Annotated in this window: 13 protein-coding genes and 1 tRNA gene; 9 read left to right on the forward strand and 5 right to left on the reverse strand. The window is 51.1% G+C overall.

All coding sequences use genetic code 11. The annotated features are described in order from the left end of the window. Positions 1–15: 15 nt before the first annotated feature. The 3 genes from DCC81_RS09080 to DCC81_RS09090 are packed head-to-tail and all read left to right on the forward strand — an operon-like array spanning position 16 to position 5,668. Entirely contained in the window at positions 16–3,255 is a 3,240-nt protein-coding gene (locus tag DCC81_RS09080; protein ID WP_108686216.1) for a SusC/RagA family TonB-linked outer membrane protein, read from the forward strand. Between the two features lie 26 nt (positions 3,256–3,281). Continuing rightward, positions 3,282–4,754 carry a SusD/RagB family nutrient-binding outer membrane lipoprotein gene (locus tag DCC81_RS09085; RefSeq protein ID WP_108686217.1) on the forward strand — a complete coding sequence of 491 codons (1,473 nt, stop codon included), beginning with the start codon at positions 3,282–3,284 and terminating at the stop codon, positions 4,752–4,754. Between the two features lie 59 nt (positions 4,755–4,813). Beyond that, positions 4,814–5,668 carry a hypothetical protein gene (locus tag DCC81_RS09090; protein ID WP_108686218.1) on the forward strand — a complete coding sequence of 285 codons (855 nt, stop codon included), beginning with the start codon at positions 4,814–4,816 and terminating at the stop codon, positions 5,666–5,668. 73 nt (positions 5,669–5,741) lie between these two features. On the opposite strand, the gene DCC81_RS09095 is transcribed toward DCC81_RS09090, so the two are convergent. From DCC81_RS09095 to DCC81_RS09110, 4 genes are all read right to left on the reverse strand, one after another. Further along, positions 5,742–6,308, reverse strand: coding sequence for an isochorismatase family protein (locus tag DCC81_RS09095; RefSeq protein WP_108686219.1), 567 nt, complete (start codon positions 6,306–6,308; stop codon positions 5,742–5,744). Positions 6,309–6,328: 20 nt separating this feature from the next. Next, a complete protein-coding gene (locus tag DCC81_RS09100; RefSeq protein WP_108686220.1) occupies positions 6,329–7,570 on the reverse strand; it encodes an MFS transporter in 1,242 nt (413 codons plus the stop codon). A gap of 35 nt (positions 7,571–7,605) precedes the next feature. Next, a complete protein-coding gene (locus tag DCC81_RS09105) occupies positions 7,606–8,046 on the reverse strand; it encodes a MarR family winged helix-turn-helix transcriptional regulator (RefSeq protein WP_108686221.1) in 441 nt (146 codons plus the stop codon). A gap of 156 nt (positions 8,047–8,202) precedes the next feature. Continuing rightward, entirely contained in the window at positions 8,203–8,382 is a 180-nt protein-coding gene (locus DCC81_RS09110) for a hypothetical protein (protein WP_108686222.1), read from the reverse strand. A 245-nt stretch (positions 8,383–8,627) separates the two neighbouring features. On the opposite strand from DCC81_RS09110, the gene DCC81_RS09115 reads away from it, so the two are divergent. From DCC81_RS09115 to DCC81_RS09130, 4 genes are all read left to right on the forward strand, one after another. Further along, a tRNA-Met gene (locus DCC81_RS09115) sits at positions 8,628–8,699 on the forward strand. Between the two features lie 360 nt (positions 8,700–9,059). Beyond that, on the forward strand, positions 9,060–9,929 hold the full coding sequence (gene era / locus DCC81_RS09120) for a GTPase Era (RefSeq protein WP_108686223.1): 870 nt from the start codon (positions 9,060–9,062) through the stop codon (positions 9,927–9,929). 33 nt (positions 9,930–9,962) lie between these two features. Then, on the forward strand, positions 9,963–11,276 hold the full coding sequence (gene der / locus DCC81_RS09125) for a ribosome biogenesis GTPase Der (RefSeq protein ID WP_108686224.1): 1,314 nt from the start codon (positions 9,963–9,965) through the stop codon (positions 11,274–11,276). A 209-nt stretch (positions 11,277–11,485) separates the two neighbouring features. Continuing rightward, complete coding sequence (locus DCC81_RS09130) at positions 11,486–11,731, forward strand: hypothetical protein (protein WP_108686531.1); 246 nt, start codon at positions 11,486–11,488, stop codon at positions 11,729–11,731. Positions 11,732–11,883: 152 nt separating this feature from the next. Here DCC81_RS09130 and DCC81_RS09135 read toward each other — a convergent pair whose 3' ends face one another. Continuing rightward, positions 11,884–13,449 (reverse strand): S41 family peptidase, encoded by a 1,566-nt coding sequence (locus DCC81_RS09135; protein WP_240612935.1) that lies wholly within the window; start codon positions 13,447–13,449, stop codon positions 11,884–11,886. Between the two features lie 155 nt (positions 13,450–13,604). Here DCC81_RS09135 and DCC81_RS09140 point away from each other — a divergent pair, with 155 nt between their 5' ends. Together DCC81_RS09140 and murQ are read left to right on the forward strand one after the other, a co-directional pair. Then, positions 13,605–14,462 carry a BadF/BadG/BcrA/BcrD ATPase family protein gene (locus tag DCC81_RS09140; RefSeq protein WP_240612936.1) on the forward strand — a complete coding sequence of 286 codons (858 nt, stop codon included), beginning with the start codon at positions 13,605–13,607 and terminating at the stop codon, positions 14,460–14,462. Positions 14,463–14,563: 101 nt separating this feature from the next. Then, on the forward strand, positions 14,564–15,376 hold the full coding sequence (gene murQ, locus DCC81_RS09145) for an N-acetylmuramic acid 6-phosphate etherase (protein ID WP_108686226.1): 813 nt from the start codon (positions 14,564–14,566) through the stop codon (positions 15,374–15,376). The last annotated feature ends 171 nt before the right edge of the window (positions 15,377–15,547 follow it).

The following is a 15,547-nucleotide window of genomic DNA, read 5'->3' on the forward strand; positions in this document are numbered from 1 at the left end:
CAATATCGCTACAATATGAGAAAACTTTTCACACTGCTATTTGTGATGCTGGCTTGCGCAATGCAATTGTCGGCACAAAACAAGACCATTACCGGTAAGGTATATGATGCGGACGACAAGACGCCTATCATCGGCGCTGCCGTCATGCTTTCCAACACCCAGAAAGGCACCGTAACCGATGCGGGCGGTAGCTTTAAACTTACCATCCCTGCAAACGGTCAACTCACCGTGTCTTTCATCGGTTACACGCCGGTAACCCTTGAAACCGGCAGCCAGGCTGCGTTTGAGATTACACTGCACAAAGACAACAAATCACTGAACGAAGTGGTGGTTACGGCCCTTGGTATCAGTAAACAATCCAAATCCCTGGGCTACGCGGTGCAAACCGTGAGCACCAAACAGATGGTGCAGTCCCAGGACCCCAACCTGATCAATAACCTGAACGGTAAAGTGGCCGGCGTGGTGATCACCAATGGCGGTGCCGGTGTAGGCTCTACAGCCCGCATTGTTATCCGTGGGGAGAACTCTTTCAGCGGTACTAACCAGCCCCTCTTCGTAGTAGACGGTGTGCCCATCAACAACGAAACGTTCTTCAACAATGCGATCGAAAATTCTTCCAACCAGGGTACCTGGGCAGAGACTGACTGGGGCAACGGTGCCGCAGAGGTAAACCCCAATGATATTTCCAAAGTAACGGTACTGAAAGGCTCCACCGCTGCGGCGCTTTACGGTTCCCGCGCTGCAAACGGAGCCATCGTGCTCACCACCCAGAAAGGCACTTCCGGGGAAGGCCTTTCCGGTGTTACCTTCAATTCTACCACTACCTTTGAAACACCCCTGAAACTGCCGCACCTGCAGAATGAATATGGCGCAGGTGTAAATGCTTACCCGCTGTCTGGTACACCTAATACTTATTCCTTCGTGAATGGTGGCGGTTCCAGCGAGAACAACATTCCTAACTGGGGTTTGAAATTCAATCCTTCCACGGATGTGATACAGTTTGACAGCCCCGCCGGCAATGGTTACCAGGCGGGCGACCTGGTGGCCCGCGGTGTGGATCCCACCCTGGTGCCGAAAGCTACTCCCTGGGTAGGCCATTCCGATCACTTCAAGGATTTCCTGCAAACCGGTATCACTACCCAGAACAACCTGGGTTTTGGTGGCGTATCTGATCATGGCAGCTACCGTTTTGGCATCAGCCAGTTGTATAACCGTGGTTTGCTGCCTAATACAGACCTGCGTCGCTATGGTATTTCCCTGCGTGCTAACCATAACTTCAGCGATAAGCTGACTTCCGATTTCTTCATTGACTACATTAACAGCAGCTCTGATAACCGTCCCAACATTGGTTATGGTTCTGAAAGTGTGATGTACACTTTCTTTGGCGTGTATGGAATGCCTATCAATGTGGATATCAATTCCCTGAAGAATAAACAATGGCAGAAAGGCCGCGACCAGCTGAACCAGTTCCGCTACTGGAATAACCATGACAACCCTTATGTAACGCTGTACGACAATACCAACAGCTTTAACAAGAACCGCGTGATCGGCAATGCTTCGCTGAAATACACGGTGGATCCGCATTTTGACGTGATGCTGCGCACCGGTAGCGACTTCTATGCGGATAACCGCGAAGGTCACCGCTCCTTTACCAGCGTACGCTTCCCGAGCGGTGGTTTCAGAACGGATAATGTGAACTACTTTGAGAACAACACCGACTTCCTGGTAAGCTACCACAAAGCACCCAGCAAGCTGTTTAATGCAAACGTGTCTGTAGGAGGTAACCGCTTCATGCAGAACATCACGTACACCCGTGACATTGCAAACACGCTGATCTCTCCAAACCTGTATAATTTCTCCAATGCACAAAGCCAGCTGCCCACCCTGTTCCAGAAACTGGATAAAGTGGTGTACAGCGCTTACGCCTTTGCTGACCTGGATTACAAAGGCCTGCTGTTCCTGAACGTTACCGGCCGTAATGATAAATCCAGCACCCTGCCCGCTGGCAAGAATTCATTCTTTTATCCCTCTGTATCACTGAGCGGTATTATTTCCGACATGGTGCAAATGCCTTCAGCGATCTCTTTCCTGAAAGTAAGAGCTTCTGCTGCACAGGTAGGCCGCGATGCAGATCCGTATTCTATTTACAATACCTATATCACCAACACGCCTTTTGGTTCTTACCCACTCACTGCGGGTAGCCCCATCCTGGCAAATACAAACCTGAAACCATCTAAGACCACTACCCTGGAAGGTGGCGTGGAAGCACATTTCCTGGATAACCGCCTGGGCATTGATGCAACGGTGTACCACTCCAAAACCAAGGATGAAGTAGTGCAGCTCCCTATCCCCGTATCATCCGGCTATACCAACGCATTTGTGAATGGCGCTACGATCGACAACAAGGGGATAGAACTAATGCTGACCATTGCACCGGTGCGTTCTAAACACGCGGGTGGCCTTAACTGGGATATGAACTTCAACTTCAGCCGCAACGTGGGTAAAGTACTGGCACTGCCGGAAGGTATCAACACCTATGTATATGCACAGGTAACCCAGTACGACCGCTACTACCGCGCTATCCAGTATGATGCAAAGGTGGGCCAGAAGATCGGTAACATGTATGGCAACGCTTTTGTACGGGACCCGCAGGGCAACATCGTATATAAAAATGGTGTGCCCCAGTTCACTTCCACCCAGAACTCCCTGCTGGGCAACTACAACCCCGACTTTGTACTGGCCTGGGCCAACAACCTGACTTACCGTGGCTTTAACCTGGACTTCCTCTGGGACCTGCACAAGGGCGGTAAATTCTTCTCTTACACAGAGCTGGGCGTGCTTTCCGGTGGTATGTCCACCCAAACACTGGCAGGCCGTGAAACAGGCCTGATCGGTAAAGGTGTAATGGACGATGGTACCGGTAAATACGTGGCCAACAATGTGAAAGTGGATGCGGCTACTTATTACAACGCTTACTACAATGCTTCCAACAACGAAGCTTTCATGTACGACGCCACTTACCTGAAGCTGCGTGAACTGCGCCTGGGTTATACCTTCCAGCACGTGTTTGGCCTTACTTCCAAGGCAAAACTGAATCTTTCTTTCGTAGGCAGAAACTTCCTGGAGTTCACTAAAAATAAAGACGTAGATCCCGAGACCCTGGCCCTGCGCGGATCACAGATCCTGCCGGGTACAGAGTTCCTGAGCATCCCGTCTGCAAAGAGCCTCGGCTTCTCACTGGGTCTTAATTTCTAATCAAACATCTCCAATTGCTAATTGCCATGAAAAAACAACTGCTCATACTTTCCTCCCTTTCGCTCGCGCTGGTATTGGGTGCGTGTAAGAAAGAACTGGCGCGGACCAATATCAACCCGAACGCGCTGGAAAAACCGGATGCTACCACCTTGCTGTCCAACACCATTGTGGCGGAATTTTATAACAACGCTAACATTGTATGGACACTGGGTAATGGGTACAACCAGTACATGACCTTCAGCCAGTCTTACTACGACCAGCCCACGCGCTACTCACCGGTGACCAATGAACCGTACTGGATCCCCATGTACGAATCTGCCCGCGATGCCAATACACTGTACTCCCTGGGCCAGCAACAAAGCAATCCCTTGCTGCAGGCGGCTGCGCTCACCCTGCGTTCTTACGCATTTGCGCAGCTCACGGAGCTCTGGGGCGATATTCCTTTTAATAAAGCACTGAACGGGAGCACCGGCACTTATACACCCGCTTACGATGACCAGCAGACCGTGTACATGGATGGTACCAACGGTATCCTGGCTTCCCTGAAACGCGCCGACAGCCTGCTGAAAGCCAATTCCACCGGCTTGCTCAACGGCGACATGCTGTTCAATTCCAACGTGGCTTCCTGGAGAGGCTTTATCAATGCCCTGCGCCTGCGCTACCTGCTGCGGGTATCCGGCAAAACGGATGTGAAGGCAGAAATGGCTGCCATCGTAGCAGACAACGCTTTGATGGCTGATGCCTCCAAAAGCGGTGCCCTGGCCCTGCCCACGGTAACGCCCTACAACTTTGTGTCGCTCACAGAACGCTCCGGCGATTTTGCCGTGAAGTTTATGAATAGCACTTTGTACAATGCGTTTGTAGCTACCGCAGATACCGCCCGTATGACTGCTTACTTTGCACCCAATGCAAAAACAGCGGCTGGTGCACCTTTTGCCTTTGCTAACTATGGGGGCATGCCGCTGGTAGTAGATGCCACCACCGACCAGGTGAACAATGCTTCCAACTTCAACGCCAGCTTTACGAAAGGCAGTGCACCCGCACTGATCAAGGCGCGTGTTATCACGTATGCAGAACAGGAATTTATCCTGGCAGAAGCAGCGGAGAAAGGCCTTATTGCCGGTGGCCATGCAGCGGCTACCACTTATTATAACGCCGGTGTGATCGGCGCTTATGCAGAAGCAGGCCTTACCACCGCACAGGCTAATAACTACCTGGGCCACGCTGGTGTTGCTTACACAGGCGATGAAAACCAGATCATCACCCAGAAATGGCTGGTGAACATCAACAATGGTTTTGAAGGCTGGATCGAATTCCGCCGTACTGGTTTCCCCGTGTTCCAGGCAGGCGGCAGCGCTAACATGAATGGCGGCGCTATTCCTTCCCGCTTCCTGTACCCCACTACGGAGCAAACCATCAATAGCGTGAATTACAATGCAGAGATCCAGAAAATGGGTGGTAAAGAAGTGACCACTTATAAGGCATGGTGGGAGAAATAACGGCCGGAAGGCAGACAGGGAGCCGGTTTGCGGCTCCCTGTATTTTAAATAACGAAAGAATGAACTACACTACCGCCAGGATCAAGAAATATTACCTGCAATTCCATGCGCTGGTAAAGTATGAGGATAAAGTGCGTTTCTTCGACGAACATTTTTCCATCGTTCCTTTCCAGTTCCCCGATTTTAAGACAGACCTGTACGCGTTTTTCTCCGATGAGAACCTGTACCGCCTGCACGAGATCCTGCATTACGAACGCACGGAAAACACACTGATCCGCAATTTTCCTATTGGCAATGAGTTGTTCAGCTTTAGCATCCGCCCGTTTCACAACAATGGCCTGGTGCTGAACAAATATATCATTTCCAAATTCCTGGGCAGTCCCGAATACCTGCGCACCACCTTGCTGGATGCCATTGCAGCACAGCAGCAAGCCGGCGTTGCACCGGCCCTGCAGCTCGAAAAAGCAGCAGATGCATTGAGCGTATTGCAGGCCCGTTTCCGCCTGGAGTACAAGCTGAATTTTAAGAACCAGTTCCTTACCGTATTTGTAAAAGGGATGGTAGATGCCAGTGAAGAAGAGCAGCCGCACTTGTTTTCCCGGAAGAAGAAAATGATAGAATTGTACCTGTACGCCATGGGCTTTGCCTTTGGCCGCTACCAGGAAGCGTTGAAAGCGATCCTTAACGATGCATCGGAAACAAAGCCGGTGACGCCCATACCGGCCGGTATTGAAAAGAAAGTAGTGCTGCTGCAGGAGCTGGGGTGTATAGAAGCCATCAGCAGCAAATATTCATTTCTCAGCAAAACGGAACGCCATAAAAAAATTGCAGAGGTGCTGAGCCTCATCACCGGTGACAATTGGTTTAAAAGCCAGGGGGTGATAGAATATATCCTGCCGTCAAAGCAGTTGTGAACAAATAGCGATATAGAAAAAAAGCAGGCACGTTTCCATGCCTGCTTCCTTTAAAATTGTTTGTTGGCTTGCATTAACCCAGTTTGGCAATAATTGCATCTGTAGTGTCCACTTCTCCCATTCTCGGAAAAATTGCCTGTAAACTGTTTTCCTGCGCACTGGCCACCACGTCCGTCATCGCATCACTGGCAAAGGTGAGGTTGTAACCATGATCCTGCGCCTGCCGTGCGGTGCCTTCCACGCCAATGCTGGTAGCCACGCCGGAAAGTACGATACCCGTTACACCCTTGCTTTGCAGCAGCTCATGCAGGTTGGTTTCATGAAACGCGCCCCAGGTGTGCTTGGTGACGATATGGTCTGTAGGCAGGATGCCCAGTGCCGGCACGATCTCCATGAAATCCGCGGGCAGTTGTCCGCCACCGCCTTGTTGCTTGGCATCTCTACGCGTGTGGTGGTTTTTAAACTGGTGGGGGTCTACGTTCACCGCTACCACGGGCAGGCCGGCTTTGTGGAAGGCCGCTACCAGCTTGGTGTTCTGGGCCACTACATCGGCCAGGGGATTTACGGTCGGGTAGCCCTGGAGACCTTTCTGCAGGTCAATGATCACCAGTGCGGTGCGTTCGTCGAGTGCTGTTACCATTTTACAAAATTTGATTTAGATTAAGAGGTGACCACCGTTTCCTGTGGCTTTTCGCTGGGTGATTGTTTCCGTATAAATTGAAAATAAAAATAACCGATGAGTAAAGAGATGACGCCTTCGGCTAATACCATGTTCTGCACGCCGGTGTACTGCGCCAGGGCACCAATGATCAGGGCGCCTATGGGCTGCAAACCGAAATAAGCCATGGCATAGAAGCTGATCACGCGGCCCCGCATTTCAGGAGCCACTGTGGTTTGTATGATGGTATTGCCGGAAGTAGTTTGGCCCATCATCCCGAAAGCCGCTATTACAGCGAATGCCAGGGCAACGGCATAAATGGTGCTGTGGGAAAATAAGATAAGCCCTATGCCAAAGATGATGGAATTAATGGCCATGATCTTGCGCATATCATGCCCTGGTTTCAGCGATGCCAGGTAAATACCGCCGCAGATAGCACCCGCGCCAATGGCGCTGTCTATTGCCCCAAAAGTAGAAGCACTGCCTTGGAAAATGTCGCGCGCATATACAGGAATGAGCGTTGCAAAAGGCAAGACAAAAAAACTGTTGGCCGCCAGCAGGAGCAGCACCGTAGCGATGGCAGGCGTAGCTTTGATGTAGGCAAAACCATCCTTCAACTGGTCCAGTCCCCGGCTGTTGCGCAGGGAAGGGGGGCGTTTGGGCAGGCGCATCATGAGCAGGGAACCGATCACCGCGATGAAACTGGCAGCATTGAGCCCAAAACATACATCGGTGCCGAGGTATTCTATGGCCAGTCCTGCCAGGCCAGGGCCTATAAGGCGGGAAAGGTTCACCATAGAAGAGTTCAGGGCCAGCGCATTGGGCAGGTCTTCCTTGTTGTCCACCATTTCATATACCAGCGACTGGCGGGCGGGCACGTCAAATGCATTCACAATACCCAGCAGCACGCTGAGGCCCAGTATTTCCCATACATTATAATGCTTGAAGAAAACCAAGGCGGTGAGCGCGATGGCCTGTATCATGGAAATGAGCTGTGTGAGCAGCAGCAGCCTGTAACGGTCGTACCGGTCGGCCGCTACACCGCCGGCAAAGGAAAAGAGAAAGGATGGGAACATCGTGGCAAACAGGGATACACCCAACATCCATTTGGAATGCGTGAGGTCGTACACGACCCAGCTTACAGCGGTTTTTTGCATCCAGGTGCCGATGAGTGATACCGACTGTCCTGCAAAGTAGAGACGGTAATTACGGCTGCGGAATGCAGTGAAGGTGGTAATGTTCATAGCGGCTAGATGGTTCCCTGGTCAGTCTTAAAAATTTATTCGTCGTACTCGATGATCTTTGCCATCGCATTGATGGCGGAGCGCAGGTGGGCCTGTTCTTCCGCGGTGGTAACGCGTTCCAGGGCCTGCGTTAACCATTCCTCGCGGCGGTTGCGGTTTTCCTGGATCATCCTTTTACCTTCTGCGGAGAGGGAAATGATCACCTTGCGTCCATCCGTAGCAGAGGGGGTGCGCACGATGAGGTTCATCTCCAGCAAACGTGCCAGTATCTGCGACATGGATTGGGTGGTTACCTTTTCCATGGCAGCCAGCTCACTGGGCAGCAGTGAATGCTGGTGATCCAGTTGGCTCAGCACGGAACGTTCCGTGAGAGAAAGCCGCGTGGCCAGGGAGGACTTGGTGCGGAGTTTCTTCACCAGCCGTGTTACCACGGTGCGGAGGTCTGTGACGAGTTGCTGTTGTTGTTTGCTGCTCATATTATTAGGTAAACTTGTAAAGTAACCTTACAAAGTTACTATATTAATTTTAATTGCGCGTTATGGGGTGGTGAAGTTTGGATTAAAAAGGGATTAAAAAATAAGGCCGCTCCGTTTCAGTAACAGAGCGGCCTTATAAATAGTTGTAATAATATTTTATGCGGGGCGTTTACGGCTGATCAATTTACCAATGGCAATGGCTAAGGCGGCTACGCCGAAGCCCAGCAGCAGGGAACCGATGCGGTCGTGCAGGGGAAAGGCAAAACTGATGAACAGGCCTGCGGCCAGGGATGTGATACCGATGAGTAGGGTAGTGCGGGTGGAGATGAGGTGCATGGGTGAGTACGTTTAGAGATATGAAGATACGTATTCCCCGGCTTATGTGCTACGGCACTATTTGTGTGGTATGATCCCTGCTGGCAGGAGCGCGCAAGCCCTGCCAGTGGAAGTTTTTTTACAGGGAATATTTGCTGTAATGCCTACCCATGGCTGGTTTTGGAGAGGGGAGGTATTTTGAATGTTAAGTTATTTTTAAAAAAGTTTGGCCTGTAAGTTAAACTGTCCTACATTTGCACCCACATTGCGAGGTAGAGCAGAGGTAGCTCGTCGGGCTCATAACCCGAAGGTCAGTGGTTCGAATCCGCTCCTCGCTACACAGTAAATGAAACGCCTTCTGGTCACTTGACCTGAAGGCATTTTCATTTTTAGCCTTTTGCTTTTAACCAATCAATGCCCCCCAAATTCTACCTTGCCATCTCCAATAAAATCCCTACCTTTGCGGCCCTTAGCAATATTGGACAAACTCACGCCATTTTAGCGTAAGTTGTTGATAATCTGTAGTTAAAGCCCGCGGCACACCCGCAGGCCCCTGCAAAATGAACCAAAGCTGAAGCAATTCGGCTTTTTTTATGGATCGCAGGCCTTGTCCGGCCGTTCCTGATTTTTCAGGAAATTTGCGCATCATCCCTCATAAGTGCTTTTCGCTTTCGAAAGGCGCTTTCGAAAGCAGACATATGCATAAAGCCGGTTTCGTAAATATCTTTGGTAAGCCCAATGCGGGAAAAAGCACGTTGCTCAATGCGCTCATCGGGGAGAAGCTCGCCATCACCTCCCACAAGGTGCAAACCACCCGCCACCGCATTACCGGCGTAGTGACCGAACCGGGCTACCAGATCATCTTTTCCGATACCCCCGGCATCATTGACCCGAAATATAAATTACACGAGAAAATGATGGGCGCCGTGAAATCGGCCCTGGAAGACGCAGACGTGGCATTGCTCATCGCTGATGCCCGTGCAGACTTTGAAGAGAACGTATCACTCTTTGATTCCCTGAAACTGAAAGTCCCCATCATCCTCATCCTCAATAAAACAGACCTGCTGCCCGCCGCCGACCTGGCTGCCCTGCAGGAAAAATGGACCGCCTGGGGCAAAGCAAAAAAAGTGGTGCCTGTCTCCGCCCTCAAACAGGAAGGCGTGAAAACATTGATGGACGCCATTGTAACATTGCTGCCGGAAGGCGAGGCCTTTTACCCGGAAGATACCCTGACCGATCGCTCCACCCGCTTCTTCGTAGGGGAAATGATCCGGGAAAAGATCTTCCTTTTATATAGTGAAGAGATCCCCTACCACACTGCTGTGGTAGTGACCCAATACCAGGAAAAGAATACCCTGGTAAAGATCTCCGCAGAGATCATCGTTACCCGTGAAACACAAAAGTCCATCATCGTGGGCGAGGGCGGCAAAGGTATCCGCGAGATCGGATCCAAAGCCCGCCAGGACATTGAAAAGTTCATCGGGCAGAAAGTATTCCTGGAGCTGCACGTAAAGGTGCGGAACAAATGGCGCGACAGCGATCTCTATCTCAAGGAATACGGATATTAAACAAATAGTGACAACAACTTTAAAAGAAAGTGTATGGCCGGATTTACCGTAGCAATAGTAGGACGCCCGAATGTAGGCAAGTCAACCCTGTTCAATCGACTGATAGAACAGCGCAAAGCCATTGTGGACGACGTGAGCGGCGTAACCCGTGACCGTCAGTACGGCGTGGCTGAATGGAATGGTAAAACCTTCAACGTAATTGATACCGGCGGTTTTGTACCCCATAGCGATGATGTCTTTGAAAAAGAGATCCGCAAACAGGTAGTGATCGCCATGCAGGAAGCAAACCTCATCCTCTTCCTCACAGACGTAACCACCGGCATTACCGACCTGGATGCTTCCATGGCGGATATCCTGCGCCGGTCTGACAAGCCTGTGATCACCGCGGTGAATAAGGTAGACAACCCCCAGCGTGCATTGGATGCGAATGAGTTTTACGGGATGGGCCTGGATCCCTTGTTCTTCCTGTCTTCCATCAGCGGCAGTGGCACCGGTGAACTACTGGATGAAGTGACCAAGTATATCACAGACGACCTGGTGGTTGAACGCCCGGAAACAGAAATTCCCAAGATCGCTATCATTGGCCAGCCAAATGTAGGCAAGTCCTCCCTGCTCAACGCCCTGGTAGGCGAGGAGCGTAACATTGTGAGCGACATCGCCGGCACCACCCGTGATACCATTCACACGCATTATAAATTGTTCCAGAAAGACTTCATGCTGATCGATACGGCCGGTATCCGCCGCAAGACAAAAGTGCATGAAGACCTGGAATTTTACTCCGTGATCCGCGCCATCAAGGCCATGGACGAAGCAGACGTTTGTATGCTCCTCCTGGATGCAGAGAAAGGCCTCACCGGCCAGGATCTCAGCATCTTCAGCCTCGCCGCCCGCAAGGGTAAAGGCATCGTGGTGCTGGTAAACAAGTGGGACCTGGTTGAAAAAGAAACTAATACCGCCCGTGATTATGAAGCTATGCTGAAGGAGCGCTTTGCCCCCTTCACAGATGTGCCCATCCTCTTCACCTCCGTGACTGAAAAGCAGCGCATCTTCAAGGCCATTGAAATAGCACTGGATGTATATGCAGCCCGCATCAGCAAGATCCCGACCTCGAAGCTGAACGACGTGATGCTGAAGGCCATCGAATCTTACAAACCGCCGGTAGTACGTGGCAATGCTATCAAGATCAAGTATGTAACACAGCTGCCCACGCATACACCTACCTTCGCATTCTTCTGTAACTTCCCGGATGATGTGAAACAACCTTACAAGAATTACCTGGAAAACCAGCTGAGAAGTAAATTCAACTTCTCCGGTGTACCCATCCGCCTGTTCTTCCGGAAAAAATAATTATTTCACTAGTGAAATAATGTTTGATGTAAAGAGCCCTCGCACAAGCGGGGGCTTTTTATTGCCCCCCCGCCACCCACATCACCATGAAAAATTAAATTCTCCTTAAAATCCAGGCAAAATATCATCAAAACCCACATATTATTAAAAAGTGTGTTGCGAAATTGAATAAAATACCTATATTTGCGGCGTTTAAACCAAACTTGAACATGAAAAAATTATTCGTATTAGCGCTGGCTGGCGGTATGTTCGCAGCTTGCAACAGCGGCAACGGTTCTTCTTCTGCTGATTCTACTGCAGTTAAAGCTGATTCTGCTGTAACTACTACCGTAGACACAACTGCTGCTACTCCTGCTGTTGACTCTAGCGCTGCTAAAGTTGATTCCGCTGCAGTTAAAGCTGACTCTGTAAAGACAGAAGTTAAGACTGAAAAGAAAGTAGAAAAGAAAAAATAATTTCTTCTGTCTTTTTCAGAAAGTTATTTCCCCGCACCCCTGGTGTGGGGATTTTTTTTGCCCGGCAGGGCACAAAAAAGGAGCATCGCAGTAAAACGATGCCCCTTTTCTATGTGCGTTGATAATTTGTTCAGTGTTTCCGTAAAATGAACCTACTGTTTGTTCAGCGTTTCAATTGCCTTCATGACCATCGGATCATTGGTATTATTGATCATCAGGTAGCCTTCGTTCTTAAATAACAACCGGGCAAACAAGGCCTTCATGCGCTTCTTCACCTGCACGGCTTCATCTGCCTTCATATCATTTACACCGGGTACGCTATCCGCCACGGCAAATGCTTTCATTTCGGTAAACATCGGTTCACTTACCTCAAAACCTTTATTGAACGCTGCTGCATCATGGTAGTTGGCAAACTCCGGCAGGTGCGCACTGTAGTAGCGGGAAGTAAACTGGTTCAGCACATCACGGATGTAAAGTTTGGTGATCAGCGGGGTGTAATGGCTGGTGTCCAGCGGAATGAAAATGTCCGGGGTAATGCCTCCGCCGCCATATACCGTGCGGCCTTCTATCATGGTGTGGTAAGGCACGGTGTCCGTGGGCTTAATGCTGTCCGGGTTCAGAAGCTCCCCATGGTTAAAGCGGTTCAGGATATCTTCATCATACGCTTCGCGTCCATCACTATAAGGCTTCTGGATGCAGCGGCCACTGGGAATGTAGTAGCGGGCAATGGTAAGACGCAGGGCCCCACCGTTGCTCAGCGGGTACTGTTCCTGCACCAGCCCTTTGCCAAAGGTGCGTCGGCCAATGATGGTGCCGCGGTCCCAGTCCTGCACGGCCCCGGCCAGGATCTCACTGGCACTGGCAGAGCCTTCATCTGTAAGGATGGCCAGCTTGCCGTCTTCAAACTCGCCGGGTTTATTGCAGCGGTATTCTGCTTTCGGGTAATTGGATCCCTTGGAATACAAAATGAGCTTATCGCCGGAGAGCAGCTCATCTGCTACGTTGGTAGCGGCTTCCAGGTAACCACCGGGGTTCTGGCGCAGGTCTATGATCAGGGATTTGAGCCCTTGCTTTTTCAGCGCGGTCATGGCATCCATAAATTCCCGGTAAGTGCTGGCAGAGAACTTGCTGATCTTGATATAACCAATGCCGGGCGCCGTCATGTAAGCCGCATCTATACTATAAAGCGGGATGAGGCCACGGGTGATGTTCATGTCCAGCGTTTTTTGCCCGCGCAGTACAGTCACCTTCACTTTGGTGTCTGCCGGTCCGCGCAGCAGGCGGCGCATACCTTCCACGGTAATGCCGTTGCCGGCCACGGTGCTGTCGTTCACCCGGATAATGCAGTCGCCGGTGCGCACACCCACCTTATCTGCCGGGCCGGCAGTGAGTACAGACACTACATGCACGGTATCCGCGATGAGGCTGATCTCCACGCCAATGCCCTGGGTGTTGCCTTCCAGGTTATCGTTGATGTCGGCCACATTGGCCGGGGGAATGTATACGGAGTGAGGGTCCAGGTGGGAGAGCAGGCCGTCGATCGCTTCCTGTTGCAGGTCGGCTACCTTGAGGGTATCCACGTATTTGGCTTTCAGCAGGTTCATGACCTCTTCCAGCGCGGTTTGGCGGCGATTGAAAAGACTGGCGCCCAGGTCACCGTTCTGACCTCCGGGCATTTTATGTCCCAGGTACATACCCAGGGCCAGTACTCCTGCCATTAAAAGCGGTAAAAATACCTGCAACTTCCTGTTGTTCGACATACGCCTTGCTACCGATTTGTTTAAATGGATACGTTTTAATTAAATTGTGGCAAAAATAGGATAAATCACAGCAAAAGGTAATTGGCAGCATTTATTTCCTAAAAGACCGGAGCATGCAGGTGAAAACAATATTGATCGCAGACAGCGGATCTACCAAAACCGCCTGGTGCCTGGTGGAAAATGGCCACCAGCGTACATTCCGTACACAAGGCATCAGTCCCTATTTCCAGACGCCGGCCCAGGTACAGCAGATCCTGCAAACGGAGCTGGTAAGCCAGGACCCGGCCCTGCTGAAAGTGGAAGAGCTTTACTTTTATGGCACCGGCCTGCTGGCCGAAGCCAATGCCCGCATGGTAGAAGACGCGCTGCAAGCCGTATTTACCAACACCAACATCTCTGTCACCCACGACCTGATGGGCGCCGCCCGTGGGCTCTGTGGGCATAACCCGGGCATTGTGAGCATCCTGGGTACCGGCTCTAATTCCTGCTACTACAACGGCACCGCTATTGTAAAGAACAACCCCGGCCTGGGCTACATCCTGGGCGACGAGGGCAGTGGCGCTTACCTGGGCAAGCACATTCTCCAGTACTATTTATACAACAGCTTTGATGATGAACTGAAATTCAAATTTGAAGCAAAGTTCAATACCTCCCGCGACGAGATCCTGGAAAACGTATACCGGAAACCGTTAGCTAACCGCTACCTGGCGTCTTTTGCCAGCTTCCTTTCCGAAAACCGCGGCCATTTCCTCGTAGAGAATATCCTGGAAGACGGTTTCAACGAATTTTTCTTCAACCACCTTTACAAATACCGCGAAAGCTGGACCTTCCCGCTGCACTTCACCGGTGGCGTGGCCTCCAGCTTCCAGGATGTGCTCCAGGAACTTTGCAACCTGTACGAGCTGCAGCTGGGCACCATCGCCCGCTCCCCGCTGGAAGGGCTGGTGAGGTATCATAGTATGTTGTCCTAGGTCCTAGGTCTTAGGTATAATACTGATCCGTTAACAATCTTATCATTACGCAAAGCATGGTACTTAGGACTTAGGACCTAAGACCTAATACAATTTAAAAAATGTTCCAACGCATCACCGAGCAGCCATCGCACTACCATCACCTGGAAAAAATGAGTATTCCTGAGCTGCTGGAAAATATCAACAAAGAAGACCAGACCGTGCCCATGGCCGTGCAGCAGGCTATCCCGGAGATCACGAAACTCGTGGCGGCAGTTACGGATAAAATGCTGGCCGGGGGCCGCCTCTTTTACCTGGGAGCCGGTACCAGCGGGCGTTTGGGCATTGTGGATGCTTCCGAGTGCCCGCCCACTTTTGGTGTACCACATGGACTGGTGATAGGCATCATTGCCGGTGGCGATACCGCCATCCGCAAGGCCGTGGAATTTGCAGAAGACAGCCGCGATCAGGGTTGGAAAGACCTGCAGGCCTTTGATATTTCTGACAAGGATGTAGTGGTAGGCATTGCCGCCAGCGGTACTACCCCCTACGTGATAGCCGCCCTGGAAGCCTGCCGCCGGCATGGCATTACCACGGGCAGCATCAGCTGCAACCCGGACGCACCGGTATCTGCCGCGGCCGATTTTCCCGTGGAAGTGGTGGTAGGACCGGAGTTTGTGACCGGCAGCACCCGCATGAAGAGCGGCACCGCACAGAAACTGGTGCTCAATATGCTCACCACCTCCGTGATGATCCAGCTGGGGCGCGTGGAAGACAATAAAATGGTGAACATGCAGCTGAGCAATGAAAAGCTGGTGGACAGGGGCGTGAAAATGCTGATGGACAATACCGGCATCACAGATTATGAACAGGCCAAGGCCCTGCTGCTGCAATATGGAAGTGTGAAAAAGGCCGCTGAAAATTATAAACCCTAACGGGGATAAAAAGACTGCCTGTACAGGTCATGGGCCAACAGCACAAATCGTACCGGTAAATCAGGTGAAAGGCAAGCCGCTGCTGCAAAGTAGCGGTTTTTTTTATAACAAACGATTTTAAAATTATACCCAAAACCGCGACATTTGAAACAGGTGCTACCCTGCACCGCA

It is taken from the genome of Chitinophaga parva (assembly GCF_003071345.1).
Lineage (GTDB): Bacteria > Bacteroidota > Bacteroidia > Chitinophagales > Chitinophagaceae > Chitinophaga > Chitinophaga parva.